At 67.6% G+C, this 25,742-nt stretch carries 25 protein-coding genes and 4 pseudogenes; 13 read left to right on the forward strand and 16 right to left on the reverse strand.

Annotation, left to right across the window (positions count from 1 at the left end; all coding sequences use genetic code 11):
- The first annotated feature begins 68 nt into the window (after positions 1-68).
- Together OHS59_RS44250 and OHS59_RS44255 are read left to right on the forward strand one after the other, a co-directional pair.
- Positions 69-476, forward strand: coding sequence for a PaaI family thioesterase (locus tag OHS59_RS44250; RefSeq protein WP_328491318.1), 408 nt, complete (start codon positions 69-71; stop codon positions 474-476).
- An 801-nt stretch (positions 477-1,277) separates the two neighbouring features.
- A pseudogene (locus tag OHS59_RS44255) lies at positions 1,278-1,763 on the forward strand (IS5 family transposase); the annotation flags it as partial.
- A 305-nt stretch (positions 1,764-2,068) separates the two neighbouring features.
- Here the strand turns inward: OHS59_RS44255 and OHS59_RS44260 are convergent.
- A complete protein-coding gene (locus tag OHS59_RS44260) occupies positions 2,069-2,674 on the reverse strand; it encodes a dihydrofolate reductase family protein (RefSeq protein WP_328491317.1) in 606 nt (201 codons plus the stop codon).
- Positions 2,675-2,903: 229 nt separating this feature from the next.
- On the opposite strand from OHS59_RS44260, the gene OHS59_RS44265 reads away from it, so the two are divergent.
- Entirely contained in the window at positions 2,904-3,572 is a 669-nt protein-coding gene (locus OHS59_RS44265; RefSeq protein ID WP_328491316.1) for a hypothetical protein, read from the forward strand.
- 220 nt (positions 3,573-3,792) lie between these two features.
- Here OHS59_RS44265 and OHS59_RS44270 read toward each other — a convergent pair whose 3' ends face one another.
- From OHS59_RS44270 to OHS59_RS44280, 3 genes are all read right to left on the reverse strand, one after another.
- Positions 3,793-4,122: a hypothetical protein gene (locus OHS59_RS44270; protein WP_328491315.1), complete on the reverse strand. Its 330-nt coding sequence runs from the start codon at positions 4,120-4,122 to the stop codon at positions 3,793-3,795.
- 289 nt (positions 4,123-4,411) lie between these two features.
- Positions 4,412-5,545 carry a hypothetical protein gene (locus OHS59_RS44275; RefSeq protein WP_328491314.1) on the reverse strand — a complete coding sequence of 378 codons (1,134 nt, stop codon included), beginning with the start codon at positions 5,543-5,545 and terminating at the stop codon, positions 4,412-4,414.
- Positions 5,546-6,266: 721 nt separating this feature from the next.
- Positions 6,267-6,575, reverse strand: a complete 309-nt coding sequence (locus OHS59_RS44280; protein ID WP_328491313.1) for a hypothetical protein — start codon at positions 6,573-6,575, stop codon at positions 6,267-6,269.
- Between the two features lie 218 nt (positions 6,576-6,793).
- Here OHS59_RS44280 and OHS59_RS44285 point away from each other — a divergent pair.
- Positions 6,794-7,355, forward strand: a pseudogene (locus OHS59_RS44285) (transcriptional regulator).
- A 475-nt stretch (positions 7,356-7,830) separates the two neighbouring features.
- Positions 7,831-9,014: pseudogene (locus OHS59_RS44290) on the forward strand (IS701 family transposase).
- 199 nt (positions 9,015-9,213) lie between these two features.
- On the opposite strand, the pseudogene OHS59_RS44295 reads toward OHS59_RS44290, so the two are convergent.
- The 6 genes and pseudogenes from OHS59_RS44295 to OHS59_RS44320 form a co-directional block, all read right to left on the reverse strand.
- Positions 9,214-9,408 (reverse strand): annotated as a pseudogene (locus OHS59_RS44295) (IS5/IS1182 family transposase); the annotation flags it as partial.
- Positions 9,409-9,554: 146 nt separating this feature from the next.
- A complete protein-coding gene (locus OHS59_RS44300) occupies positions 9,555-9,848 on the reverse strand; it encodes a hypothetical protein (RefSeq protein WP_328491312.1) in 294 nt (97 codons plus the stop codon).
- Between the two features lie 314 nt (positions 9,849-10,162).
- Positions 10,163-10,417 (reverse strand): hypothetical protein, encoded by a 255-nt coding sequence (locus tag OHS59_RS44305; protein WP_328491311.1) that lies wholly within the window; start codon positions 10,415-10,417, stop codon positions 10,163-10,165.
- 573 nt (positions 10,418-10,990) lie between these two features.
- Positions 10,991-11,224: a helicase associated domain-containing protein gene (locus OHS59_RS44310; protein ID WP_328491310.1), complete on the reverse strand. Its 234-nt coding sequence runs from the start codon at positions 11,222-11,224 to the stop codon at positions 10,991-10,993.
- 801 nt (positions 11,225-12,025) lie between these two features.
- Positions 12,026-12,238 carry a DUF4287 domain-containing protein gene (locus OHS59_RS44315; RefSeq protein ID WP_328491309.1) on the reverse strand — a complete coding sequence of 71 codons (213 nt, stop codon included), beginning with the start codon at positions 12,236-12,238 and terminating at the stop codon, positions 12,026-12,028.
- 75 nt (positions 12,239-12,313) lie between these two features.
- Positions 12,314-12,547, reverse strand: coding sequence for a hypothetical protein (locus OHS59_RS44320; protein WP_328491308.1), 234 nt, complete (start codon positions 12,545-12,547; stop codon positions 12,314-12,316).
- Positions 12,548-12,673: 126 nt separating this feature from the next.
- Between OHS59_RS44320 and OHS59_RS44325 the strand changes: the two genes are divergently transcribed.
- From OHS59_RS44325 to OHS59_RS44350, 6 genes are all read left to right on the forward strand, one after another.
- Positions 12,674-12,934 carry a helix-turn-helix domain-containing protein gene (locus OHS59_RS44325; RefSeq protein WP_328491307.1) on the forward strand — a complete coding sequence of 87 codons (261 nt, stop codon included), beginning with the start codon at positions 12,674-12,676 and terminating at the stop codon, positions 12,932-12,934.
- Complete coding sequence (locus OHS59_RS44330; RefSeq protein WP_328491306.1) at positions 12,934-14,361, forward strand: helix-turn-helix domain-containing protein; 1,428 nt, start codon at positions 12,934-12,936, stop codon at positions 14,359-14,361. Before OHS59_RS44325 ends, OHS59_RS44330 begins: the two co-directional genes overlap by 1 nt.
- Positions 14,362-14,463: 102 nt before the next feature.
- A complete protein-coding gene (locus OHS59_RS44335) occupies positions 14,464-15,036 on the forward strand; it encodes a transcriptional regulator (RefSeq protein ID WP_328491305.1) in 573 nt (190 codons plus the stop codon).
- 159 nt (positions 15,037-15,195) lie between these two features.
- On the forward strand, positions 15,196-15,903 hold the full coding sequence (locus OHS59_RS44340) for an SAVMC3_10250 family protein (RefSeq protein WP_328491304.1): 708 nt from the start codon (positions 15,196-15,198) through the stop codon (positions 15,901-15,903).
- Between the two features lie 613 nt (positions 15,904-16,516).
- The gene (locus OHS59_RS44345; RefSeq protein ID WP_328491303.1) at positions 16,517-17,455 is read left to right on the forward strand and encodes a DUF6192 family protein; all 939 of its coding nucleotides are present in this window, start codon (positions 16,517-16,519) and stop codon (positions 17,453-17,455) included.
- Positions 17,456-17,457: 2 nt separating this feature from the next.
- Positions 17,458-18,312, forward strand: a complete 855-nt coding sequence (locus OHS59_RS44350) for an IS5 family transposase (protein WP_328491302.1) — start codon at positions 17,458-17,460, stop codon at positions 18,310-18,312.
- Between the two features lie 120 nt (positions 18,313-18,432).
- On the opposite strand, the gene OHS59_RS44355 is transcribed toward OHS59_RS44350, so the two are convergent.
- Entirely contained in the window at positions 18,433-19,356 is a 924-nt protein-coding gene (locus OHS59_RS44355) for an NmrA family NAD(P)-binding protein (protein ID WP_328491301.1), read from the reverse strand.
- Positions 19,357-19,638: 282 nt separating this feature from the next.
- On the opposite strand from OHS59_RS44355, the gene OHS59_RS44360 reads away from it, so the two are divergent.
- A complete protein-coding gene (locus tag OHS59_RS44360; RefSeq protein ID WP_328491300.1) occupies positions 19,639-20,292 on the forward strand; it encodes a TetR-like C-terminal domain-containing protein in 654 nt (217 codons plus the stop codon).
- Between the two features lie 194 nt (positions 20,293-20,486).
- Here OHS59_RS44360 and OHS59_RS44365 read toward each other — a convergent pair whose 3' ends face one another.
- Positions 20,487-21,056 carry a hypothetical protein gene (locus OHS59_RS44365; RefSeq protein ID WP_328491299.1) on the reverse strand — a complete coding sequence of 190 codons (570 nt, stop codon included), beginning with the start codon at positions 21,054-21,056 and terminating at the stop codon, positions 20,487-20,489.
- A gap of 130 nt (positions 21,057-21,186) precedes the next feature.
- On the opposite strand from OHS59_RS44365, the gene OHS59_RS44370 reads away from it, so the two are divergent.
- Positions 21,187-21,954, forward strand: coding sequence for an IS5 family transposase (locus tag OHS59_RS44370; protein WP_328491298.1), 768 nt, complete (start codon positions 21,187-21,189; stop codon positions 21,952-21,954).
- A 689-nt stretch (positions 21,955-22,643) separates the two neighbouring features.
- Here OHS59_RS44370 and OHS59_RS44375 read toward each other — a convergent pair.
- From OHS59_RS44375 to OHS59_RS44390, 4 genes are all read right to left on the reverse strand, one after another.
- Entirely contained in the window at positions 22,644-23,045 is a 402-nt protein-coding gene (locus OHS59_RS44375) for a hypothetical protein (protein WP_225890818.1), read from the reverse strand.
- Positions 23,046-23,145: 100 nt separating this feature from the next.
- Positions 23,146-24,264: a hypothetical protein gene (locus tag OHS59_RS44380; RefSeq protein ID WP_443061354.1), complete on the reverse strand. Its 1,119-nt coding sequence runs from the start codon at positions 24,262-24,264 to the stop codon at positions 23,146-23,148.
- A 54-nt stretch (positions 24,265-24,318) separates the two neighbouring features.
- Entirely contained in the window at positions 24,319-24,501 is a 183-nt protein-coding gene (locus OHS59_RS44385; protein WP_189845655.1) for a hypothetical protein, read from the reverse strand.
- 233 nt (positions 24,502-24,734) lie between these two features.
- On the reverse strand, positions 24,735-25,022 hold the full coding sequence (locus OHS59_RS44390; protein ID WP_328499585.1) for a hypothetical protein: 288 nt from the start codon (positions 25,020-25,022) through the stop codon (positions 24,735-24,737).
- Positions 25,023-25,742: the final 720 nt, after the last annotated feature.

Below are 25,742 nucleotides of genomic sequence, written 5' to 3' on the forward strand. Positions count from 1 at the left end.
ACCGCGGACCTCTTACCGACCCTTCGGCAACACCTCAACGACCACGGCTCAGCACTGGAGACATGAGCATGAGCATCACGCCGCCCATCACCACCGATACCATCCACCACCTCGTGCCCTTCGCCCGGTACCTGGGCGTCACCTTCTCAACGATCGAACCCGACCGCGTCGTCGCCCGCCTATCCGAGAGCGGCGACCTCGCCACGATCGGCGGCGGTGTGCACGGCGGCGCGCTGATGGCGCTTGCCGACATCAGCGCCGCCGTTGTGGCCGTCCTCGCGAGCGGTGATCCCACCGCTGCTCCCGCCACTATGCAGTCCTCGACCAACTTCCTTCGGCCCGTCCACGGCGCCGCAACGGCTGAAGCCCGTATTGCTCGCCTCGGAAGATCGACGGTCGTCGACGTGGAGCTGACCGACCCGGCTGGTGAGCTCTGCGCACTGGTGCGGCAGATCGTCACCGTCCGGCCCGGATGAATCCGCACAGACGTCGATCATGCAAGGGGCCCTGATCCCGGACCGGGCCATGTGCAGCGGCAGCTTCACGCCACCATGGGTCGGCCCGCGCAGCTCGTCCAGTGACTCCGGCAGGCGGTGTCGGCGTACTTGCTGAAGTGGACCTGGCAAGATTTCGGTAACCCCGGGGTGTGCCACCGTGCGCCGGTGACGCTCCGTCACAGGAAGCGGTACTGTCAGCGAGTGTGGTGACCTCGTACGGATGCTGTCTCCGCACCTTGATGCGGTGCGGGTGGAACGAGTGTGGGTGGTGGGAGGCGTGGTCCGCATCGCTGCCTGCATCCGCGAGTTGACGGCGGTGTTGTCCGGACTGCGGTTGCGGTTCTGCGCGGGTGCACAGTCGCTATGGCCGCGCGCTGGCCGATGTCGCTGTCGGAGGACGCCCGGAGATGACCGGGCTGTCGGTGCGGCGGTTGTTCTGTGACAGCCCGGAGTGCGGCAGACGGACGTTTGCAGAGCAGGTCGAGGGGCTGACTGTGCGCTACCAGCGCCGCAGCCCGCTGCTGCAGCAGCGGGTGGAGATGGCCGGGGTGCTACTCACCGGCTGCGGCGGGGCCCGGCTCCTACACATCCTGAGAGTGCCGCTGTCGCGGACCAGCGTGCTGTTCCACTTGATGCGCCTGCCGCTGCCGCCGGCCGCGATCCCGCGGGTTCTGGGCGGGGACGACTTCGCGCTGTACGCGGACGTCTACGGGACGCTGCTGGTGGATGCCGAGACCCGGTTGCCGATCGATCAACAGGCCGGACGAACCGGACGATCACGCCTTCGGCCGGTCCCGAGGCGGACCGACCACCAAAATCCACCTCGCCTGCGACGGCAAGGGGCGCCCGCTCGCCGTCCTGGTGACCCCAGGGCAACGCCACGACAGCATCTGCGCGCGACCTCTTCTGGAGCGCATCCATGTCCCGCGCACCGGACCGGGCCGCCCCCGCTGCAGGCCTGACCAGGTCATCGCAGACAAGGCCTACAGCTCCCGCGGGTTCCGCGCCTACCTGCGCAAACGCGGCCTCGCATGCACCATCCCGGAGAAGACCGACCAGCAGCGACACCGGCACAGTCGCGGCAGTCGCGGCGGGCGGCCACCATCGTTCGACCGGCAGGTCTACCGTCAACGCAACGTCGTCGAACGCTGCTTCAACCGGCTCCAAGGCTTCCGCGGACTCGCCACCCGATACGACAAGACCGCCACCTCCTGCGAAGCAGCGGTCACACTCGCGTCATTCCTGCTCTGGGCAAGATCCGTTTGAAGACGGACCCTAGTGGGCCTTGGTGCGCGCACGGGGCGGCTGTTCCCCGCCGACGGACTGGTATGACTGAGCGCTTCAGTTGGTCCCGTCGGCCATGGAGAGGGCTCAGCTCGCGAGGCTCTGCCCAGGGAAGCGTCCAGCGGCGCATCCGTGTCCGGAAGGTGGTTCTTTGTGCAGACCGCGGCCTGGGAGGGCGTGCCTGGGCTGATCTGCGAGGGCTCGGGGCCAGGTGGGCCGGGCGCCCTGACGTTGGCTGTCCGCCGGCGTCGGCCTGGCGGCCGTTCGGACCGGCGGGCGGGGCAACGTCAAGCAGGGACGCCGAGCGGCGGGTGATCGAGCACGCGGGGCTTGTACTCGACCAGCTGGATGCGGCCGTCGAAGGTGCGGTGCTCGATCATCTCGAGGGCAACGTCCGGATAACCGTCGTAGATGCGTTCTTCGCCGGTGGCCCCGGTGATCACCGGGAACATCACGACCCGAAAACGGTCGACGAGTCCGGCTCGTAGCAGGGACCGGCACAGGCTGAGGCTGCCGATCGTGGTGAGGAGCCCTGAGCCACTCGACTTCATGACGCGGACCGCCTCGACAGCGTCGTCGCGGACGAGCGTGGAGTTGGCCCACGCCAGTGGCTCCTTGAGAGAGGAGGAGAACACCACCTTGGAAGCCTGCGTGAGCTCGTCGACGGACGCCTCCTCTTCAGGCCTGAACTCGTCTTGGCCATGGGGGACCTCGCCTGCGGCGAAGCCCGACATCAGGCGGTAGGTGTTCGCTCCCATCAGATAGGCGGCCTCGGGCTGCCCGCCGAGCCATGCGAGGTACTCCGGGCCCTCAAGGCCCCAGAACCCGGGCCACCCCTCTCCCGATGCATAGCCGTCGAGGGAGGTGATGAAGTCGACGAGAAGCTCCGACATGGCGGTGTCCTTTCCTCGGGTGTCACGAGCTTGGACCGGCCGGGGGCCGCAAAGTCATCGGCCGCGCTGTGGAGTGACGAGAAAACGGTCCGGCCAACCATCACGCTCAGCCGGGCCAAGTACAACGCTCAGGGGCCAACTGAAGCGCTCAGTCACAGCTCCTGCTCCGAGGGGACCGAGCAGGCCCCGCTACTCACATGTTCGAATACGAGTTCGATAACATGTGGGTATGGAACGCACCCCCTTCCTCCACGACCTCATCCAGCGTCAAGCGGCATGGGACCGTACCTACGCCGCCCTCGCCGCCACCCGCCCCACGGCCGGGACCGCGGAGCTCCGGCGGCGCCTGGTGGTGCTGTCGTCCCGCCTGTGGTGGCATCCGTTCTGGACGTCGCGGTCGGGCAGGCCGTCGGCCGCGCGTGCGCGGCTGCGCGTCCAGGCCCGTGCGGGCGGTCGTCATCCAGACGGCGGTGGGCGCGGCGGTGAAGACGGGCCGGACGATGTGGGCGGTGCCGCCTACACCGACCCGCGGGCTCCGCAGGATGTGGCCGTCACCTACACCGTCGAGGCGGTCGACACATCGGGGCAGCGTTCCGGCGTCTCCGGAGCGGTCGACGCCACGCGGCCCGTGCCGGGCACCGCGCCGAAGCCCAGCGGGTTGATGGCTCGGCGCGACGGGAACGGGGTCCTCGTCTCGTGGGACGGGCACTCCGGTGACATGGGCCAGAGCTACCGTGTCTACGCCCGGGACCCCGACCCGTACGCATGGTCCTTCCTTGCCGCCTCCTCCCCCCGCGACGGGGAGGTGCGGGTCCCGGGGGCCGGCGGGCTCTTCTACGTGGTGAGCGTCGACGGCGAAGGCAGGGAGCCGGCCCCCGTCTATGTCGGTGCCTACTGAGCACCACCTGTCCGCAGGTGGTTCGATGCCGAGGGTTTCCAGCGGGTACGGCTGTGCGGGCAGCAGCCGCTCCCACCCGGCCCGCTGTGCGGTGATCCACGTTCCGAGGTTCTCGCCCTGGACGGCCAGCTCGCCCGCTCCGCTCCGGCGGGGAGGGTGCCGCCGGCTTTCACGTGGGCGAGGGCGAGCCGGTCGCGGCGCTGCCAGTGGCACATCTAGGTCAGGCCGGAGCGGTCTCCTTCTTTTGCTGCTTGGCCTTCATCAGGGCGGCGGGCGGGTGCTGCCGGCGTTTTCCGAGGTTGCGCAGTGGGTCGCAGTCGGCCTCGGGGTGCGTGGCGGGCGGTGCGTCGGCGGTTGCCGTGGTGAACAGCGGGACCATCACGGCCTCGGCCCGCGAGGTGCCGAGACGTACCTCGCGCCGTTCCGCCGGACGTCTTCGCAGCAGGTCGCGCATGTAGCCGAAATCGATGCTCCTCACGCCCGGCCGGGCGGCGGTCTGGTCCGAGCGGACCGAGCAGATGTTCCGCGCCGCCGTCGTGGGTGCCGTCACGCGCCCTGTTCAGGCCTTCTACGGCCTGAGCCAGGCCGGCCGCGCCATCGCGGCCGCCGCGGTGCCCCTCAAAGCGAGGAATGGCGGCTCGTCACCCAGGGGATCAAGGCCTCCGGGTTCGACGGTCCTTCCCTGACATCGAGATCCGCACCGACCCGCCCGGCACCCACGGCGGCGTTGTCCGGGTCGGCGAAGTCCTCGGCTCCCCGGTGTGGGAGAAGAACATCAGACGAGTTCATAGCAGCCGCCCACGTAGGGGGCAGCTCCCTGTGACGGACGCGGATCCGGGTCAGAGGATCCCGATGTAGACGGCCCATGCATGCCCCACCCATGTCAGTGGCGGCAGGAAGAACGGCCCGCTGATCCCCAGCAGCAGGGCCGCCCCACCAGTCCATAGAGCGAGACTGTCGGCGGTCTTGCCGAAGTCGTCACTGTGTCCGTGAGCAAGGAACACTCCGAAGCCGAACAACAGCCCTGACAGGATCAGGGTGAGAGGGAAGACCAGGATGATGTAGGCGATGAGCTGGGCGATGGTCAGGCCGGCGTCGCTGCGCCAGGTGACGACGAAGGAGGCGACGTCGACGTTCAAGATGACGCAGGCACTCAGGGTTGCCGACACGGTGCAGATCCGCACGGGCAGAAGGTGGCGGAAGAGAAGTCCGTCGCGTTCCCGTAGCCAGGGCGTAACCGCGTCCCGCTCCTGGGTGACTAGGCTCCCGGGCCCGTCGGAGCTCAGCCGGCTGGCCTGTTGCTGTAGTTGGGTTACCAGCACCAACAGCTCACTGACCATCTTCTGTTCGTCGTCGATCTCTTCCGTGGGCCGGGCGGCACGGGTGACGCCATCGAGTCCTTTCACCACCAGAGCGGTACTCGCCACGGAGTTTGCCAGCGCGGCCTTGCGGCCGCGGTCGCGCTCTGCCTGCAGTTCCTCCTGCACCCTGTGCAGCTGTTTGGACAGGTCGTCGATCTCCTTCTTGCTGTGTGACAGTTGTTCCTGAAGCTCTTTCACACGATAGGCAGCATCGGCGTTGATAGCAGCCTTGGCGGCTTCCAACTGCTTCTCAAGCTCTTGTATCTGCTCCTTGGCCTGCCTCAGCTGTGTCTTGGCGGAGCCGACATCTTCTGCCTTGGCCCGTAAGGCGTGTACCGGTGCGGTTTCTCCGACGCGCTCGGCCACTGCGCCGTCCGTGACGATGGCCCTGAACGCCAGCAGTGCGTCAACGAACTCGGCCGGAGCGATGCGCTCGCCCGACAGGTACTTGCTCACCGTCGACTCGGCGACGTGACTGAAGCGCGCCAGTTTTTTTTGGGTCGCCCCGCGCTGCCTGGCGGGAGCCCACGCCTCTTGTAGCGCGGCGGCGTAGTCACGGATCGGACCGCTGCTGGCCCGCTGGTGGAAAACCAGTTCTCGGCCGCTTTCCACACGTCGTCCCCCTGAGGAGCTGAGCGACCTTGCCCCGTCATGCGGCAGGCCATGGAAGGTTAATTGTCCAACTTCGCGACGTAAGTCGAAAAGCCCCCTGCATGACACCTTCGGAAAGACCCGCCTCACCGGGTCTTTCCGTTCCCGACAGAGACCCTGCGGCGGAAGCTTGCGAACAACTCGTCCAGACGGCAGACAGGAGCACACCATGAAGCACCTTCCTCGCCCCCTGGCCCCCGCTCCCCTCATCGAGATACGCGTTGGGTCCCTCTACCTGACCCTCCAGCGGTTTCCCATCCGCTTTGCCACCTTCCTGGCCACCCTTGCCGGATCGACGGGGGTAACACTGTTTATCCACCGCTGACCCAACCTGCACACACCCGCCTGCTCCCGACCGCCCCGGCTACCCAACCCGTCGGGTGGCAGGGGAGATGACTCAGCTGTCCCCCGGCCCCGTACGTCTGGTCTCCCCTGGGGAACCTCCAGACGATCAACCAAATCCTCCGGGATCACATGACCGAAGGAGACCGACTCGCCCTGGCCGATCACCTCTCCCAGTGAGCACCCGTACGCGCCGACGGTGCTGCCTCAGCCGAAGCAGGGCTCGCTTACCGGAGTACGTCTTCAGTAACCGTCGTACGTCACCGCAGTGACGTACGACGGCCTTGCGCTGTCCCTGGTCCGGTTGCGGAAGACGCAACAGCTGGGCGACACCCGCTGGTCATTTACAGGTCCGGTGTGTACAGGCCGGCTGCCCGAACGATTTCGGGGACGGCTTCCAACCCGTTGCCTCCTGGATGAAGCCTCCTTTGTCGGCGGTGCTGTTGTTCCAGCCGCGATCCAGCACTGTTGACCGCAACCACAGGAGCGCCCAGGCATCGGAAACGGAGCCGATCCCACGATCTTGGTACGTGGAGCCGTACGTGCTGACGCTGTCCAGCTGCCAGTTCTGGGCTCCGGCATGCTCGATCGCAGCCGCGACCAGGTATTCGGGCGCATCTTGCGGAGTGAGAGGGCTGTTCAGCGGCACGCTGACGGAGACACCCGAGACTCCGCCTCGCCTTGCGGGCCTGCGCGGTGATCTCACTGAGCCAGTCGTCAAGGCTTCCCACACCTGTGTTCATGCCTTCCACCTCTTCACAGCCATGAGCTGACCAGCAACCCGGACCGGTCAAACGCCCGCCTGCTGGCAACAGCCGCGCCCGGCACAGGAAAAGCAGATCCACGCGACCCGAAGGACCCGACTCCATGCCTGAACGGAACATCGAGTTCGGCAAGTACGGCGCCCACGGCATCAAGGGCCACGAAGCCGTCGCCCGCCGGCCTTTCGCGCGCGTCGGCTGCATCACCACCCCCCTCACCGCCCGGCGAGGCCTCCAGGCGCGCCTGCACTACCTCACCCGCAGCGCCCACGCCCGAGCAGCCGGCCTGACCGTCACCGACCGCACCGTGCGCGCCTGGCAGGCCGGGCACCCGCACGCCCTTCCGCAAGAACCTCACCGCGATCGAGCAGGCATACCGCACCGTGCGGCGCGAGAACGTCGCCCGCTACCTGCTCGCCCGCCTCAACCGCGACGGCCGCGGCACCCGTGTGGAAGTCCATCCGGTCAACCAGTCCCGGGTCGACCGGCCGCGCCAGCGTGCAGTGGAGTTCCGCACCATGAACGTCCGCAACTGGGACCGCATCGTCGGGGCGTGGGCGGCGGGTGACGACCAGGAAATGGACGAGGCATGGGTGGACCAGGTCGTCGGCCTCGGCTCGCAGTGGGGCCCGTACGAGTACGTCGCCACCATTGGCTGTGCTGCCTGAACTTTTTGATGGCAAAGGACGCATTTTGATGACGACCCGGCCAGGTTCACCGTTGTGGGTGACGACAGCGGGCGGGTTTGGCGGGACGCTCGGCCAAAAGCCACGTGGGAGCCCGGTCGTGTGAGCGCGGCCGGGCCGCGCGCCGTCAGGCGACCTGCTGGCGGCGGTGCCCCGCACCCTCACTGGGACCGCGGGTGCGGGGCACCGTCCTGATGCGCACGACCTGTCAGTGCGGGGTGAAGGCGTCGACGGCCAGGGCGCGTCGTCGTCGATGCGGATTCGGTCGGCGAGCTGGGCAAGGACCTGCCCGGGAGCGAGGCCGGTGCGGGCGGCGATCGCACGCAGCCTGCGGCTCACGCCGGCCGACAGCCACAGCTGCGTCTTCAGCGCTTGCCTCTGCCTCTCCGTCGGCCAGGCCCTAGTACTGCAACGGTGCTTGGCGTGACTGTTGGCCAGTTCGGTCGTTGGTGTGGTCATGGGTGGGGACCTTGCTGATGTCAGGGTGTGGGCGGGTGAACTCGAGGCCGTACATGAGCGGTTCGTGCACAGGTTCAGCCGCGAGGAGCCGCGTCAGTCGGCGCTTGCTTACATGCGAGGGCTGATAGCTCCGCTGGAGCGAAAGAACGGCTGGACGCTGGCGGAGGAGGCCGGCCATGGCGGTCCAGATCGCCTTCACCGGCTGCTGAACCGCATCGAGTGGGACGCTGACGAGGTTCTGGACGACGTACGCGACTACGTCGTCGAACACCTCGCAGACCCAGATGCCGTCCTGATCGTCGACGACACCGGGTTCCTGAAGAAGGGCATCCGCTCGGCCGGGGTGCAAAGGCAGTACTCCGGCACCGCGGGACGGACGGAAAACTCCCAGATCGGGTCTTCGTCGCCTATGCGAGTGGCCGCGGGCGCACGCTGATCGACCGCCGGCTGTATCTGCCCACGTCCTGGACGGATGACCGGGAACGCTGCCGCCGGGCGGGCATCGACGACAGTGTCGCCTTCGCCACGAAGGTGGCCATGGCCAAAGCGATGGTCCGCAAGGCCATCGCCGACAAGGTCCCGTTCCGGTGGGTGACGGCGGACGCCGCCTATGGCTTCAGTAAGGGCTGGCGGTTCGAGCTGGAGCAGGCGGATGTCTTCCACGTCTTGGCCACCACCCGCCACGACACCGTCGTCACCCGCTGGGCACTCGACCACCCCGTCCATGACCTGTTTCCCGGTCTGCCGCGGCAGAAGTGGAAGCGCCGGTCGTGCGGTGAGGGAGCTCATGGCCGGCGGATCTATGACTGGGCCCGCGTCGAGGTGCGGCCCTGGCACCGCGAAGACCGCCGGCACTGGGTTCTCGCCCGCCGCAGCGTCAGCCGGCCCGGGGAAATCTCCTACTACATCGCCTACTGCCCGGCCGGCACCACGCTGGATGAACTGATCCGCATCGCGGGCAGCCGCTGGGCGGTGGAGGAATGCTTCCAGAGCGCCAAGCAGGAATGCGGCCTGGACGACTACCAGGTCCGCCGCTATCCCGGCTGGCACCGCCACATGACCCTGGCCATGGCCGCCCACGCCTGCCTGACCGTCCTGCGAGCCCGCCAGCTGGACGCGGACAAAGCAGAAACGGATCCTCCCAGCTCATCCACCTCAGCCTCGCCGAAATCCGACGCCTGATCACCCGCCTCACCCACCGCCGCCCCACCCCGGTCGACCACATCCTGCACTGGTCGGCATGGCGCCGACGACGCCAACACCAAGCCCGCACCAGCCACTACAAACGACGTGGACACAGGCCCTGAAAACTGCCCAGCACTCAGAGCAAGCACCGTTGCAGTACTAGGTTCTGTCAGGCCCTAGGTTTCTGTCTCGTTGGTCAGTGTCGGGTCCAGATGAGGATGCCGGAGCGGTGGAGCGCGGCCTGTTGGGCGATGGCGAGTTCGTCGGTTCGTGTGGCCAGGCCCTGCCACTGCTTGAGGCCGTTGATGCAGCGTTCGACGGTGTTCCGTTGCTTGTAAGCCTCGCGGTCGAAGCCGGGTGGGCGGCCGCCGTGACGGCCTCGCCGCTGGCGGAAACGTCGGCAGACCGCGGCACACGAACTGGGCCACGCCCTGGGGCTGTGCCACAAGTCGGACACGGGCGGTCCGGCGGATCAGGGCCGGACGCCCCGGGCCCATCGCCCAGGCCGCCGAGATCAGGAATCCCGGCCGGAGGGGGTCAGCCCTTGAGCAGGTTGTAGGCGAGACCGACGAGGAGGTACCCCAGATAAGAGGCGAGTACCACGCCCAGCATCGCCAGGAGCTTGACCGGCGTCCCGAACGGCTTACGGGCGAGGGAGAGGTTCGCGAAGAGGCCCGCCGTCCCGATGGCCCCGCCCATCGCCCCGCCGACCGACAGCAGGAGGATCGGCACGATCGAGAGGACCAACTGCCACCAGGCGAGCCCCCGGACCCTGGCCCACGGATCCGGCTTGCCGAGCGAGTTCTTTCCGAGGTCGGGGATCTGCTGCATGTGCGGGAAACCCTCATTCTCTTCATCGTGATCGTGCTCAACCGTCAGGATGCGGGTGACGGGCCCACCGGGCAACGACGCGCCGACAACGGTTTGCCTACGAAAATCGGCTGTCAACGGCTGGCTCGGCGCCCTTGCCCGCGCGTTCGGTCCGCCTGGGACGGTGTCCTTCGGATCAGCCTGCGATGCCGGGCGCCCCGGGCCTGATCTGATCAGAGAGACACGGCCCAGCCCAGGCCATGGCCCGCTTGCACGTCTATGTCTTCACCCGCGACCGTTGTGCGCGTGGCTGCCGCCCGTTTCGTTCGGGCGGGTCAACTCGCGGCCATCACCAGTGCGGCGATCACGGTGAGGGCTGCCACGGCCACGAGGATCGTCCGGGCCTGTTCCATTCGCCCGGGCGGTTTGCTGTCCGGTGCGGCCGGACGGCCGTCCCGGCTGCCGCTGTCATCAGCGCCCGGGAACTCACGGCAGCCGCCGAAGTCGGCATTGTCGTGGGCCAGCCAGTACGCATCCGTCAGCGAGGCGAAGGCCACCGGCGCCACGTTCTGCTGGTCTCCTGTCCTCATACCGATCTCAACGACCGGCACCGCCCCCCGGCAATGCTCCGTCCCGCCATCGTGATCACGTCGTCACCAGGGCTGCGGGCTCCCACACCGCAATCGGTGTGGGAGCCCGCGGCACGGATGGACCAGGCCGGGCGCAACCGTTTCCGGAACCGCCTCTGGCCTGCGTGCGCAGGAGACCGGCAGCTGTGACACCGGCCGTCACCGCACCCTCGCCCTACAAGATCCACACCCCTTCTGCCCTGTACAGGCGGCTGCCCGGCAGAACGCTCCGGGCCGCTTCTGCCCGTCGACGTATCAGGTGGCCCTGCGGCAGGCGTAGATGGCGCCTACGGCCGCATCCGGCCCGCACTCGGTACCGGAAGACACGGACAGGGACGGCCCCCTTGCAGGAAGGAGGGGGCCGGTTCAGGGCCCCGGACCCCGGCTCCTGACCCTCTCTCTCCCCTCCGGAGGGTCAGGAGCCGGGGGAGGACACTGCGCAACCTTGTCGGCTGCTGCCTCAGCCGGCATTGCGCGGGGGCGCCCCGTACCCGCCACCTGACGGGTACGGGGCATTCAGCCGCACGGGATCATCTACCAGCGCATCCCCAACTCATGGAGTTGCGCACGGCGTTCGGGGCTGAGCGTGGCGGTCCGGCGGCGGGTGCTGTCGAGGAACGCCCCGAGCCGCACCGGTTCTGGATGTACCAGCTGGCCTGCCGTGCTCTCAAGCGTGCCGCGCCGGATGACGTGACCGCAGTCCTCGCATTCGACCGCGGTCAGCAGCCGCCCGCCCCACGGCGACAGGGCCGGCCCCACAGCTGGCATACGGCCTTGGGTACTGCATTCCCCAATGACCGGCCCCGCCCCCGTGTGGAACGGTGCGGGCTGCCCATCACCGAACTGTTCGGCGACAGCGACGCCTTCACCCCGCCCGACGGCCAGCACTGTCCCAGTTGCCGAACCGACCTCCGTCGGATCTGGGTCCGACGTCACGTCGGGGGAGACGCCTATGGAGTGAGGGCCCAACGCCATGACGGGAGTTGGACCCTCGGAGACTACGCACCCGCTGTGAGGAAGCGGGTGCGCGCTACTTCGTCAACGACGCTGTCGTCGGCTGGACACGCTGTTGACCGCTCTACAAAAGGCGACGGTGGGTCCGTGCCTGCTCCGACAGGCACGGACCCACACTCGAACCTACCCGGCACCCTGCCGGGGCCTGCCCGCCGGTCATGGCGCGAGCTCACTTGCTGCGTGACGGTTGCTGCCCGCGACCGAGGCAATCAACGGATACCGAACCTGGCGCGCCCCTACGATGATCTCCGTGACCACCCGCCGCACACTCGGCGCCGGCCCCGAGGCTCCTGCCCCGGGTATCCGTGCCACCCAGGCCGACCTCCTTGACGCGCTGCCCGGCGTTTGCATCACAGACCTCGATGAGCTTTTCGGGCCCGCGGGGTGATGGGGCGCCTTCCCCCCGGCGCCACCGAGAGCCCGGCGCAGCCTGGGGGAAGGTCACGCGGACACTGCTGCACTCGACGCGCTCGACTGAATCCTGAACCCAGGAAACGCAGTGCTGGGACACCGCAGATCGTGGTCGGGCTTCTGTCGGGGCCGACCAACGGGTTTCTACGCTCTGTCGGTCTCCGCGAGGGTGTGGGCGACAAGCGCATTGGCGTGGCCGTGTCCCAGGCCGTGTTCGGTCTTGAGCCACCTGACCAGCTCCATGTGCTTGGACAGGGGTGATGTACGGATCAGGTTCTTCCATTCGGCTATGGGCCGGCCGTACTTCTTCTCGATCGACGGAAAGTAGCTGGCCGGGCCCTTCACAGGTTCAGTCATAACCGCAGCGTGTCACCCCTCACTGACAACGCAGGCTGACAGTTTGATCCAGGTCCTGAGGGGTGGTCAGCGGAATCACGCCTGAGGGTGCATCCAACTCACTTTCTGGGTGGGTGTCTGGACGGGCCGCCAGACGGGCGCTGACGGCCCCTCGCGCAGCAGATCGGTCAACGGGGCCGACAGGATGGGGACCTGGTAGGGGAAGCCGGATGCGGCTGTGTCCTTGGCTGCCGCGTTCAGGGCGCGGACACGGTGCTCGATGCTGGCCGATCCGGTGCCGTCCAGGACGAACAGCAGCCGCGGGAACAACCGTCAACTCAATTGCAATGCAATCGCCGACGAAGCAATTGCCAGTGTGCCCCCCCAACGCATCGAGGGCAGCCCAGTGGTTCGGAGCTCGCACGGCGGTCTGGCGCGGGTTCACCGATGTGGGTGATGACAACGGCCGGTGAGTCGCAGACCGCGCTTGCCGCCGCGGTGGGAGTGAGCCAGGCGCAGGTGAGCCGCCGTCAGGCCGGCACCGCCGCCTGGAGCCTGGCCGACTGCGAGGCGGTCGCCGCGCACTACGGCATCACCGCGTACGACCTCCTGGACGGCCCCACCCGCGCCGTCGAAGCCCTCCCCGCGGAACGCCGCCGGATCCCCGGCCCCCCGACTTCCGGCGCCCGCCCTGCGGCCGTGGACGGGACGGCCTGATGGCGGACTTCGACGCGATCGACGCCCTCCTCGCCGCGGCCGGGCAGGAGACCCCGCTGCCGCCCGCCGCGGAACGGCGCGCCCTGCGTGAGGGGTTGAACCTGTCCCGCGCGCAGCTCGCGCAGGCCCTCGGAGTGGGCCCGTCCACCGTCGGGGGCTGGGAGGCCGGGCGGGACCCGAGCGGGGAGGTGCGGGAGAAGTACGCGTACTTCCTTGTCGTCCTGGCAGTCGCGCAGCCGTGTGTGCTGTGCGGGCAGCCGGCCCGCCATCAGGTCGAAGGCTTCCCCCAGCACTTGGACCCTGCCGAGTGCGCCCCGGCCGCGCCCGCTCCCGTCCCTGCGCAGGCAGAGAAGCCCGCGCCCCGCGCGGCACCGCGGCAGCCGGCGCCCGCCAGGAAGCCGCGCCCCGCGGCGTCCGGCGTGAAGGTCGTCCCCGTCGGCCGCCGTCTGCAGACCGCCGATGCCCCCGACCGGATCGGCGCTGCGGTGGCGGCCGCGCTCACTGAACACGCCGGTGATGTCGACGCGGCGACGGCGGCGTTGGTGAAGCGGGCGATCCCGGATGCGATGGCGCTCCTGGACGACACCCGCAAGGGCGGCCGCTACGACGTCGTCGCCCACCCGTGGCTGCCGGACATCCTGCGCAAGCAGAGTGCCCGCGGCGCCGACCAGGTGTGGGAGGCCCGCCCGAAGTGGAGCCGGCCGGAGCTCCCGACGGGCGTGCACGAGATCACGGCGCTGGACGTCAACGGCGCCTACCTCTCCGCCCTCAAGACGCATCTGCCGCTCGGGCAACTCGAACACTCCACCGGGAATCACCACGACCGGCGCCGCGCGGGCCTGCACCTGATCACCCCACCTGCATGGGAGCACGAGGCGGTGCTGCCGAACCCGATCGGCAACCGCGACGAACCGGGCCCGCTGTGGGTGACCGAGCCGACGCTGCGCCTGCTGCTGCGCGTGTCGGGCCCGAAGTACGGGCTGTGCGACCCCCCGGAGATTCACGAGTCGTGGACGTCGGGGGCGACCGAGGGGCTGCTGGAGAAGTTCCGCATTGCCTTGAAGGATGCCCGGGACCGGGCGATCGCCGACGGCGACGAGGTGACGCTGGAGTACGTGAAGGCGATGTACTCGAAGTTCGTGTCCACGTTGGGGGAGTCGAACTACAACCGGGAGCTCTACCGCACCGACTGGATGCACCTCATCCGTTCCCAGGCCTTCGCCAACCTGTGGTGGAAGGCCCACCGCGCCTATGACGAGGGCCTGCTGGTGGTCCGGGCGATGGGTACCGACGAACTGCATGTGGCCGGCGACTGGCGGGTGGTGTTCCCCGAAGGCCGGGGCGTCACCGAAGTCAAGGTCAAGGACACCTACACCGTCGGCATCGACCCCAGCACCGCCAACGAGCCACCTGAGAGCGCCTCCTAGCGCTGTTCTCCCGCCCCGGCGCCAAGTTCCCCGCCGGGGCGGGAGAACGGCGCCCGCAGCCCCGTACCGTGATCCACCAACCCGAGGGATTCGGAAGAGACCATGCCTGAGCGGAACATCGAGTTCGGCAAGTACGGCGCCCGCGGCCTCAAAGGCCACGAAGCGGTCGCCCGCCAGCTGGACGCGCTCGCCGGCTACATCGCCACCCCGATCACCGCACGGCGAGGCCTGCTCGCCCGCCTGCACTACCTCACACGCACCGACCACGCCCGCCATGCTGCCCGCGCGGCCGGACTGACCGTCACCGACCGCACCCTGCGCGCCTGGCAAGCCGGCACCCGCACACCCTCCCGCCGCAACCTTGCCGCGATCGAGCGCGCCTACCGCACCGTGCGCCGCGAGAACGTCGCCCGCTACCTGACCGCCCGCCTCAACCGCGAAGGCCGCGGCACCCGCGTGGAAATCCACCCGCTCAACCAGTCGCAGGTCGACCGGCCCCGCCTGCGCGCGGTGGAGTTCCGGACCATGAATGTCCGCCGCTGGGACCGCATCGTTGCCGCGTGGGCGGCCGACGATAACCAGGAGCTCGACGATGCGTGGGTGGACCAGGTCGTCGACCTCGGCTCGCAGTGGGGCCAGTACGAGTACGTCACCAACGTCGGCTTCGCCGCCTGAAATCCACTGCACACAGCGGCCCGCTACCTCATCCGTTCGATGGCCGAAGCGGTGGCCCGAGGCTTTGCCCTGCACGACCAGCTCGCCCACCTCGGCAGGCAGAGCGAACCCGTTCCCAGGGTCTAACGCCCGCGCTGTTGGATATGAGTTGATGGACGGATGAGGGATCTCTTGTACCTGTCGCGTGACAAGTTGAAAGGTCTCCACATCCCGCCCAGGAGGTTCCCCTTCCTTCGACGGGAGGTAGAGATCACAGCGCTCGGGACAGGGTTCCACCTTGGTCCCGATCTTGAGTTGGACACAGAGACTCAGGCTGGCCAAATGCTGGCAGTAGCTGCCAAAGCAATACGGAGAAAAGCAAAAGCTTCCGGTGACCCGTCCTTGCTCGGAGGCGAGTGGTTCTATTTTGATCAGGAACTGGAGTATGGATCTGTCGTACCTGGAATTTCGGGCGCTTCCAACAACTGGGGATGCGCGTTCTTCTTCGCCCCCTCAGCTACCGATTCCAGCGACGGCGGCCTAATTCTGTGCGGTACAGGAAGTAACCTGACCGACCGGGCGGGAGAGCAGGGAGAAGTCCGCTACTCGGCTCTCACTGGTCTCATGCACTTCCTCACCCAACTGGACCCCGAACGCGAGCATCCCACTCCGAGTCTGAGGAGCTGCCGAGTTTCCCATACCGCTGCAATTTACCTGCAGCAGCTACAACGCGCATCGGAGACAAAGGTGGAAGCGGTGCATTTCACCAGGGCTCGACTGAGTGGTATGGCGCGTGCCCTATCCGTCTGTAATGAAGAATGCGGTATGAAGCTTCTATTGGGCACGCCACTTTATGTGGAGTTTGGGCCCTGGAACTCTAAATGGTAGGTATCACGATTGATGGGCGTCGTGATGTCGTTGGGTCAGTGCGGGCCAACTCGGTTCAGGGCTACCTCGTGGGCTGCCCGGAGCATCTCCTGCTGTTCTTCGTCCAAGCTCCGAGGCCGCGGGTCACGGGAGCCGACAGCGAAGAAGGAGATGGGCCCGTAGAACGGACCGTCATGGCAGTCCAGTAGGCGCAGCATCTCATCTGCCACAGGGGTAGCCAGTGAGCCTTTCCAACTTGTCGTTTCGGCTGCTCAGCGCCTTTCCTGCATCCGAGACTGGCGATCTGTCATCAGGAGAGCCTGAGCATTTCTGACGACCGCCGTGCATCCCCACTGGGACGATCCCGGCAGCGACGCACCGGTGCCACAGCCTTCTCAGAAGCTGTGTCACATCCCTTGATCGGTGACCTGCTGTGATGGCTGGGCAGGTTCGTTCATTTTGAGGTCGGGGTGGGGTTGGGTTCGGGCGCAGGTGGGACGTTTCGCGTGTGGATGGGGGCGCTTTCGGTCCTCTGTGGTGACCATGAAAGGCGCGGCGGAGCCTGCGGTGTACGGGCCGGAGCCTCTCCCGTTCGGCAAGGTGCCGGCGTTTTGGCCCGCTGGGGGTGAGTGCCGTGTCCCAGACGATCGGCAGCGTGTTGCGCGACCGGTTCGAGGAGCTGGTGACGGAGTCGGTGAAGCTGGTGCACACAATGACTCGGTGCCAGTTCGAGGTGGGCGACATGGCTCTGGAGATCGAGCCGTTGCGCGGCCACGGCGGTCACCAGCCCGTCGAGGGCGAGGACACGCTGAGTGTGGAAGCCTCGCTCAGGATCTTCGCGGAGGAGATCGGGCTGTCTTTCCATACGGTCCGCACGTATCGCTGGGTGGCTGCCCGGTGGCCTGCCGAACAGCGTCAGGAGGGCGTGTCGTTCGAGGTGCACCGGATCCTGGCCTCCGCGCCGGATGCGTTCGAGCAGATCAAGGACCCGCCGCTGAACGAGCGCACGGGGCGGCGCCAGTGGAGCGGGGATGCGGCCAAGCGGGTCGCGGGCTGGTCGACGGCCACGCCGGTGACGGCGCAGGAGAAGGTGGAGAGCATCCGTGACCTGGCCGCCGACGAGACCGTGGCGGCCTTGGCGGCCTGTGAGCTGCTTCAGCGTCCCGAGGTGGCCTTTCGGGCTATGCGAGACCGGCAGGCCAGGGAGCGGGTGAACCAGGCCCAGTTCGACCGGGCCGACCTTGTCGAGGAAGGCGGGGAGGACTGGTGGGACGAGCCCCGTGAGGGGGACGCCGCAGAGGACGGGGGCAGCGCTGATCCGGCCCGGATCGTGCGGGGCTTCCACCGGGCGATGGAATTCACCGATTTGGTCGGGGTGTGTCAGGGCTTCGTCGCCGGCGCCAGCCGCCTGGTCCCGCGCTTACGAGGCCGCGAGTTCACCGAGTCGCAAGTAGAACTGGTGGGAAGGCAGTTGGAGAAGATCCGCGCCACCGCCGACTGGATCGAATCGGCCGTGGCGACCGGCAGGGTCGATCTGGACGAGGCTCTGGCCGAACTGCTGCGGGGCCAGTAGTCATGCCGCGGCGGGCGGCCGGACAGCCCGCCCATGTGCACGCCGAGGCCGTTCGCAGGGCCCTGGAAGAAGCACGGCCCGCGGGTCTGAGCCTGAAACGGTTGGTGCGCTCCACCAACTTCAAGATCCCCTGGCGCACTCTCTACGGGTACTTCCGCAGGTGGCGGGCGAGCGGAGACCTGGCCCGCATCCATGCTGAGCTCCACGAGCGGCTCCGTGTCCATGACGGCCTCAACCCCCGCACCGTGGCGGTGATCCTGGACTCGCAATCGGTCAAGGGAGCGGAGACGGTGGGCGCGGACACCCGCGGGTTCGACGGCGGGAAGCTGATCAACGGGCGCAAGCGGCATCTGGTCGTGGACATGCGCGGCATGCCGCTGGCCGTGATGGTCGGCGTCGCCTCACTGCACGACAGTGTTCCCGCCCGCGACCTGCTCTTCCGGCTGCGGCTCACGCATCCCGAGGTCACCGTCGTCTGGGCCGACTGCGCCTATGGCGGACCCCTCATCGCCTGGGCCCACTCCTTCCTCGACCTCACACTCAAAACGGTGCCCCGCCGCAAGGACCAGGACGGCTTCGCCGTCCTGGCGAAGCGGTGGCGCGTCGAGCGCGCTATCTCCTGGATCATGCGGGCCAGAAGGAACGTGCGGGACTACGAGCGGCTCATCTCCCACAGCGAGGCCCACCTCACCTGGACCGTCATCACCCTCATGGTCCGCCGTCTGACCCGGCCCCCGCGGCCGCCCCGCACCGTGCCCCACTCGCTCGCCCCCGTGAAGACGACCTCCGGGCCCGCCCCTGTCCGGATTCGGGCCAGGCCGCACACGGTCCGTCTCGCCCCAACCGCCCTGCGCTGACATAGCCGCCGCCCGTACGGACACGGTCATCTTCGCCCGGGAGATGGTGTTCCCGGCAGCGCGGCGGGTCGCCGCCGGGAACACCACCTCCCGCCGGTGAAGTCGAAGGGGTGTCTCAGTTCAGGCGGCCGGCATGGTCCAGTCCTGCTGTGCTGCCCACTGCTCGAAGGTAGTCGTGGTCAGGCCGTAGCGGGCGGCGTCGTGGGGGCGTGCCGGGTAGCCGACGTGGTCGTACCAGATCTCGGTGTCCGCCGAGGGCGCGCCAAGGCGCTGCGCCTGCTCCTCCCAGGACACGGAGACGGCGGTGATCTCGCGGCCGGCGGCCTTGGAGAGGGCATCCGCGATCTCGGGATACGTCAGCGCGTCGCCCGCGAACTCGATCTCGGCCTCGTGGAACTTTCCGGGCTCGGCCACGGCGGCGGCGACCGCTGCTCCGAGGTCGTCCGAGTTGATGAGTGCCAGCCTGGTCTGCGGGTTCGTCGCGGTGAAGATCTTGCCCTGAGGCAGGTCGGGGGACAGGTACTCCCGCTTGGGCGAGAGGAAGTTGTCCATGTAGAAGGCGGGCTTGAAAATCGTCCAGTCCTCCAGTCCCGACTGCCGGATCGCGTCCTCAGCGGCTTCCTTCTCGTCCCAGTACGCCTTCAACAGGTCGGACTGCTCGTAGCCCGGGTGCTGGCTGCGCCATCCGGTCCCTGACACGGACGTGTGGAGGATCTGCGTGATGCCGGACCGCTTGGCTGCGGTGGCGATGTTGCGGGCCTTGCGCGACTCGGCGCCAAGGTCGGCCGGGTCGAGGCCCGGCATCTGCACGGAGAAGACCGCGTCGTGTCCGGCGCCGGCAGCCTCCAGGGATGCGAGGTCGTCCATGTTTCCGCTCGCGAGGGCGACGCCCTGCCGGGCGAGCGCCTGGGCAGGCTCGGAGGAGGGGTTGCGCACGAACGCGGTCACGGGGTGTCGCGCGCGCAGAAGTGCCTGGACGGCGGCGCCGCCCTGCATTCCCGTCGCCCCGGTGATCAGCACCTTCGCCTTGTCGTTGTGTGCCACAGCACGCCTCTCCTTCGATTAGTTCTATTTTTTCGATATCTGGGCTCAAGCGTTCAACAAGTAGAGACTGTACAGTATCGAGTCTTGTGAGTATCTAGTTGCTGGTCAGGCAAAGACTGGCCGGTAGCCCGCGCTTCACGAGCAGCGTGAGTCGGTGCGGTTGAGGGTTCTTGCTGGGCGCCGCGGTCTATGCGGACGGCACCACGACCCGGTCCGCGGCTTCCCTCAGGCCGGGCGGGAGAACCCGATGGCGGGGGAAGCGAATGCAGTACCGTCGTGCGTATGACCAGGTCGACCCTCCCCTCTGGACGCCAGCGCCCCAGGGGCGCCTTCGGCCCCGTCCGTGACGAGAAGCGGAATGCCCGCATCATCGAAGCGGTCCTGGACCTGATCGTCGAGAGCGGCTACGCAGGTCTCAACATGGCCGCGGTGGCCGCACGCGCAGGGGTGGCCAAGGCCACCGTCTACCGTCGCTGGGCCTCGCGCGAGGACCTGGTCGCCGACGCCCTGGAAAGCCTCATGCTTGCCGCCGCCGTCCCGGCCGAGGCGACGGCCGCCGGGACACTGCGCGAGGACCTCATCGGCACACTGACCCACAGATCCGTGTGCCTGCAGCCCCAAGCGCGCAACTTCTCGGCCGTACTGGCCGCCGCCACTGCCTCCCACCCTCAGATCGCCGACACCCTGCGCGAGCGGGCCATCGCCGGACAGCGCCAGGACATCGCCGCCTGCCTCCACCGCGCTCAACAGCGCGGCGAGATCACCGCGGAGAGAGTCGAGCTGCTGCTGGCGCCGGGCAGGATGGAGATCGCCGCAGCTATCGGGGTGACGGTCCTGCAGGAGGACCTGCTCGGTACCGTTCTCGACCCCGAAGGAATAGCCCGCCTGGTGGACCAGGTCCTACTGCCCCTCATCGGCCCCACCCTCACCGGCTGAACCCTTCCGGCCAACTCCTCAATTCCGCACCATGCCTGCTCGGCCCCTGAAGGCCTTCGATACACGGCCCAGGGTGATCGAGGACGGACACTCCCTAGAGCTGTGTAATCCGTCAGAGCATCACCGACCGCCCAGTCAGGCGATCCTGCCCCCGGCTCCAGAGCGTCACGGATTGCCGGTTCTGCCACAGCTTCTCAGTACGGCGCCATCACCAAGTCGCCGATCACCCGCAACCCGACTTGGGCTGCTAGCCACGGTGCACGTTCGGCCTCGACCTGCTTGACGTGGACGAAAACGATGCAGTCGGCCGCAGGCTCCTCGAGGTCGAGGTCGAGGTCGAGGTCTCGGGCACGGACACACAGCGTGACGAATGCTCCGCGGGTACCCCCCACTCCCAGACCTACCTCGGGAGCCTCGGGCCAGGCGTTGAAGTCCCATCGCACCGTCGCTGGGCTGTCGCCAACCGCCTGGAGGAATGGCTTCACCGTCTCCGGTGCCCCAGCCCAGCCTCGCAGCCGGATGGGCAAGAAGGCGGATGGATCATCCCTACGCTCCGACGAGCCGCTTCTCCCCCCTTCCGCCCACCATTCGGCATCCGGCAACACGGCCAGCACCGCCGAAAGCGAGCGAGTCGAGGAGATCCGCACATCGAAATCGACTTCAAGGCCTCCCAGGTCAGCGATTCCAAGCAACCTCTCGACGGTGCACAACCCCTCGGAGAGGTCCGCTGTTCTCAGGATGGGCTGCGCGTAGGAGTTGGACACGACAACCAGTGTGCCAGTGAACGGTATTGCCCAACCTGTGTGGCGAGCCCGCTGGTTGAGCTGACAGCCAGGCGAAGCCCCTGGTAGACGAGTCTTCGACCAAGAGAAACGTGTCCACCAGAGGCTTCGCATGCTTGTCTACCCGTCCGGCGCGGACGTCTCCAGCTCCACCCTCCGCTTCCTCGCCGAGCATCTGCGGGGGCACCGCCATGCGATCAGCTCCCGCTGGCGAAGGCTGAGCGCCGGCCGCCAGGCCCTCCTCGCGCTCGTCCACCTGCGCATGGGGCACACCTACTCCCAGCTCGCCGCCGGATTCGGCGTCGGGACCACGACCGCATACCGCTACGTCACCGAGGCCGTCGACCTCCTGGCCGCCCTCGCACCCACCTTGGCCGATGCCGTCCGCACCGCGTCGACGAAGGCGTTCGTCCTCCTGGACGGGACGCTGCTGCCGATCGACCGCATCGCCGCGGACCAGCCCTTCTACTCCGGCAAACACAAGAAACACGGCATGAACGTGCAAGTCCTCACCGATGCGTTCGGCCGGCTGCTGTGGGTCTCGCCGGCCCTGCCCGGAGCCGTCCACGACGTCCGCGCGGCCCGCGAACACGGCATCATCGACGCCCTTGCTCAGGCCGACGTCACCTGCTGGGCCGACAAGGGCTACCGGGGCGCCGGCGGCACGGTCCGCGTCCCGTACTGGGGACGCTGGAAGACGCTTTCCCCAGGACAGAAGGCGGTGAACCGCTCGCACGCCAAGATCCGCGCCCTCGTCGAGCAGGCTATGGCATCCCTCAAGAGCTGGCGGCTCCTGCGTAAGCTCCGGTGCTCCACAACCCGGATCACCGCCCTCGTCCAGGCCGTCCTCGCCCTGCATCTGGCCAGATCAGACCGATGATGGAAAAGGCTCAGTCAGGTTCTTTTCTGCGATCTCTCGGTGTGGGGTCGGTGGTGGTGAGGGTCGGTGGTGTTGGTTTGGTGGTTGGTGTTTTGGTGCTGGTCAGTGGGGTCTTGAGGGTAGGGCTGGCGCTGTCGCGGGGTGAGAGATTGATGGGTGGGATCACTGTCGTGGGGCTTTATCGCATGTCAGTTGATGCTGTCTCAGGTTCGAGAGTTCTCACGCGGTGAGGTCTGCTCGGTCGGTGTGATCGTGGGGTGGATCGAGCGGTAAGGGCCGGCCGTGGGGCTGTGCCGTCCAGAGGGCTGGTGGTGCGTCGTCTGCTGGAGCGGCAGCAGGCGGGGGAACTGGCCACACGGCATGTGCGTGCGGTCGCTGAGGTGGTGGGTGTTTCGGAGCGCACGGTGTGGCGCTGGCCGAGACACATCTGCCCGCCTCGGCCCGAATGACGCCCTTGACCGCTGCCGATGACAAGCGATGCTCTGGCCGGCTACTGAGCCCTCGCTCCTTATTCGTATGCCGTACCTCGCCCTGACCTGCGGTAGTCCCCCTATGGCGAAGCTTCCTGCGGATCCGCAGTTGATGGAGCGCACGGTTGGCTATGGGACGCCACGACGACGATGCCGCCGGTCTCGTGGATGAGACCGACGACATCAAGGAGTGGTCCGGCGAGCTCGGCAGTGCTGCTCTCAGCAGTGCCGCAGACCGCGCGCGCTCGGATCGGCGTCGAACGAGGACGGTGTGTTGACCCAGTCCGCCGGGACGTAGCCCCACCCGTCGTAGCCAGGAGCGGTCCAGTCACCCTTGGTGTGGTACCAGGTGGTGTTGCCGCCGCCGTGCAGTCCACCATAGGTCCAGCAGTCGAACCAGCTGAAGGTGGAATAGAGCTGCCCCGTTATGTTCGCTTCGTGGTAGGCGCCCGAGCGCAGAATGGCGGGGGCTCCGTTCCCGCACCACAGCCGGCCGTCGCTCGCCCGAACTCCGCACTCGGCGCTGGCAGCGGCACTGGCCGAAGGGGCGGCGATCACACCGCCCGCCGTCAGGGCGAGGGCTGCCATCCAGAGGGAGAGATACTTCCTGGTCCTGGTCATCTACCTGTCCTTTTCTCACTGGTTTTCGAGTTCGACCGAAAGGTGCCGGGTGCCTGCCCGGCTCTTCCCGCAGGCCCTTCGCAGCACCGTGATGCACTGCTCAGCACTGCGCGACGCCGGGCAGTTGGTTGTCCGGACTGCTCATGTAGATGTTGCTGACATAGCCCCCGTACTGAGGCAGGTAGGCCCACCACTCGTTGGTGTAGGGCGGGACCGAGACGGTCTCCCCTCGCGTCTGGCAGCCGACCAGCACCTCGACCCCGGCGGGGAGCTGGAGGAGCGGGTCGCGGGTGGTGTTGGGCTCGGGGCGGACGTTGACACCGGAGCTCCAGGTGCCGAACCACGTGCCCGCCGGTCGTACGCCACCGGGAACGTTCAGCGAACGGGTCAGCCTGCCCAGGTCGGTGTACGCCTTGCCGTACGAGGTGCCGACGTCGTGCAGGGTGTACACGGCCACGATGGAGCGGTCACCGGAACCCACCGTCCCGGTCGTGTGCAGCGCCGGTTTCGTCAGGTCGACGGACGCTGCCTTGCCGTTGAGGGCCGACGTGGCGGGGCGGCACGTACCTTGCTCGATGTCGCCGAAACCCGACCAGCCCTGTTTCACGGCCCACGGCTTGTTGAAGGCGCCCACGATACCGAAGTGCTGGTCGAAGTGATCGGTGGCGGAGCAGCGTGTGGACTGTTTCAGATTGCCCATGATCAGTTCGCGGACGCGGGCGGGCGCCGTGTCCAGCAGGTAACGGTAGATCTTCACCGTGTCCGCGGCCGTCAAGGCTGTGTAGCCCCACATGCCGTCCTGGTTGGCCGGCGGCGGGGTCGTGTTGCTGGAGAGGGACAGCTCACGGGCCATCCGGGTGACGATCGAGCCCCCGCCGTTGCGCACCCAGAATTCGCTGGCCGCGTCGTCGTCGCTGCTGCGCAGCATGGAGTTCCACTTGGCCTGGTCACCGGACGGGATCTGGTAGTTCGGGCCGCGGTTCCAGAGGTAGTCCAGCGCGATCAGCAGTTTGACCACGGAGGCTGACCGGAACTGCATGTTCGGGTTCAGCTGCTCGGTGAAGGTGCCGGTCTGCCGGTCGAAGACGGCGACTCCCGCCGTCACACCGGCCGGCACGGTGACACCGGCCGCGTCACGTGGCGCGGACGACGCCGCGTCCGTCGCCGCGTTCGTTGCCGCCGTGGCCGAAGGGCTGAGCAGGGCGGTCATCACGGCCATGACCACGGCACACAGCACTGCTACGGAACGCCATCTGCTCCATCGGAACATGGCTCAGTACCGCTTCGTACGGTCGAGGACGTTGCCGCCGCACACCGGCGCAGCACGGGACATCCGCCCGTCGGGATTGTCGCCGGTGCCGTGGCCCACGGCGGCCGGGTGGGCCGCGTCCGGTGCGATGGGCGACAGGCCGCCAGCCGCCGCGCCGAGCAACCGCAGTGAACGCGAGGTGCGCATGGTGAGTTCCCCGCCTCTGTCGGTGGTGGTCCGGCCGGGTGGGCCGGGCCTGCCGAGAAGACTCACCTGGGCCGCGTTCCGGCGACAATCGGTTTCGTCGTACGCCGAAAGTCCTCGGCGGGAGATTCGATCCGCCACCGGGTGGGTAGGGGGTCCGGCCGTTTCAGCCCTGGCTCTTTTTGACATGTTGCATGCCTACCAGGGGGCGTTGCCGGGCGGGTACCTGACAGATGTCAGGGTGGAAATGCCCGCCCCGGACGGCCGACGGTTCTCAGGTGCGCACCGATTCCACGCTTTCGACGCGAAGTGGAGACAGAGGGGCGCACGAGATTCCACGCTTTCGACGCGCGAGCGTCCAGGCTGCGATACGCCGACTCCGCACCGATCAGGGTTTTACCGGAGCCGATAGCGGCGATTACCTGCGTCCGCAGACCCTCGGGAGGCATACGACCACCGGGCGGCACACCGAGAATATGAACGACATTATCGACCGCCTCAGCCTGATGCGGACGCAATTCCATCTGAGTCACAAGACCTCACATTCTCGATATTCGGAGAGATGATGTTCCCTTAACCCAGATTCCATCCAGGCTCAAAATGACGAATTACTTGAATCCGGTAAGAGTGGTGTTTTGCCCCTTCATCGAAGGGGATCGGTACCGAGCCATTATCCCAGAACCAAGCCGCTTGTGAAAGTGACGCACAGGGTCTGACCGGAAGTGAATATTACTGTTCGGAGGTGACCGAATCCAACAAGAGACCCGGAACTCCGGCCTGCCTGCGGTGAATGCGGGCACCCGTACGGCGGGAGGTGCACCCGTGACCCGATCATCAAAAATGCACGACCCGCCGGCCTGGACCAAGCCAGGGGCCCGTTGGGTCGCTTGGGCGTGCTGGCCGATGCTCGGCTTATGCCTGGCCTGGATGGTGTGGCGAATAGTTGAGGGCGACACAGGCCAGGCCCTCTACCCGGCTTTTCATGGGTACCGTCTTCGGCGGCCTACTGATCTCCAACTGGGCGAACCGGTGACGGAAGGCAAGTCACCCCTGATGTAGTCGGCTTCTTTCCTGACGCGCCCGGAGGGTGCGTCAGCTTCGGTACGGGACTGCGGAGCAGGCCTGTACCGAAGCCGTCCGGATCGCGGAGCGATTCCGGGCAGGCGGAATGGAGTTCCGCCGCACTGCGCGGAGCGCAGTGCTCCATCGCGAAGCGATGGTAACGACGCGTAGCGTCGTCGCGT

Source organism: Streptomyces sp. NBC_00414 (assembly GCF_036038375.1).
Taxonomy (GTDB): domain Bacteria; phylum Actinomycetota; class Actinomycetes; order Streptomycetales; family Streptomycetaceae; genus Streptomyces.

Coding starts and splice junctions, on each gene's coding strand:
- OHS59_RS44250 (WP_328491318.1), top strand. CDS start 69: ATGAGCATCACGCCGCCCATCACCACCGATACCATCCACCACCTCGTG.
- OHS59_RS44260 (WP_328491317.1), bottom strand. CDS start 2,674: ATGTCGGAGCTTCTCGTCGACTTCATCACCTCCCTCGACGGCTATGCA.
- OHS59_RS44265 (WP_328491316.1), top strand. CDS start 2,904: ATGGAACGCACCCCCTTCCTCCACGACCTCATCCAGCGTCAAGCGGCA.
- OHS59_RS44300 (WP_328491312.1), bottom strand. CDS start 9,848: ATGCAGCAGATCCCCGACCTCGGAAAGAACTCGCTCGGCAAGCCGGAT.
- OHS59_RS44305 (WP_328491311.1), bottom strand. CDS start 10,417: ATGAGGACAGGAGACCAGCAGAACGTGGCGCCGGTGGCCTTCGCCTCG.
- OHS59_RS44310 (WP_328491310.1), bottom strand. CDS start 11,224: ATGCCAGCTGTGGGGCCGGCCCTGTCGCCGTGGGGCGGGCGGCTGCTG.
- OHS59_RS44315 (WP_328491309.1), bottom strand. CDS start 12,238: ATGACTGAACCTGTGAAGGGCCCGGCCAGCTACTTTCCGTCGATCGAG.
- OHS59_RS44325 (WP_328491307.1), top strand. CDS start 12,674: ATGACAACGGCCGGTGAGTCGCAGACCGCGCTTGCCGCCGCGGTGGGA.
- OHS59_RS44330 (WP_328491306.1), top strand. CDS start 12,934: ATGGCGGACTTCGACGCGATCGACGCCCTCCTCGCCGCGGCCGGGCAG.
- OHS59_RS44335 (WP_328491305.1), top strand. CDS start 14,464: ATGCCTGAGCGGAACATCGAGTTCGGCAAGTACGGCGCCCGCGGCCTC.
- OHS59_RS44340 (WP_328491304.1), top strand. CDS start 15,196: ATGAGGGATCTCTTGTACCTGTCGCGTGACAAGTTGAAAGGTCTCCAC.
- OHS59_RS44350 (WP_328491302.1), top strand. CDS start 17,458: ATGCCGCGGCGGGCGGCCGGACAGCCCGCCCATGTGCACGCCGAGGCC.
- OHS59_RS44360 (WP_328491300.1), top strand. CDS start 19,639: ATGACCAGGTCGACCCTCCCCTCTGGACGCCAGCGCCCCAGGGGCGCC.
- OHS59_RS44370 (WP_328491298.1), top strand. CDS start 21,187: ATGCTTGTCTACCCGTCCGGCGCGGACGTCTCCAGCTCCACCCTCCGC.
- OHS59_RS44375 (WP_225890818.1), bottom strand. CDS start 23,045: ATGACCAGGACCAGGAAGTATCTCTCCCTCTGGATGGCAGCCCTCGCC.
- OHS59_RS44380 (WP_443061354.1), bottom strand. CDS start 24,264: ATGGCCGTGATGACCGCCCTGCTCAGCCCTTCGGCCACGGCGGCAACG.
- OHS59_RS44385 (WP_189845655.1), bottom strand. CDS start 24,501: ATGCGCACCTCGCGTTCACTGCGGTTGCTCGGCGCGGCGGCTGGCGGC.
- OHS59_RS44390 (WP_328499585.1), bottom strand. CDS start 25,022: ATGGAATTGCGTCCGCATCAGGCTGAGGCGGTCGATAATGTCGTTCAT.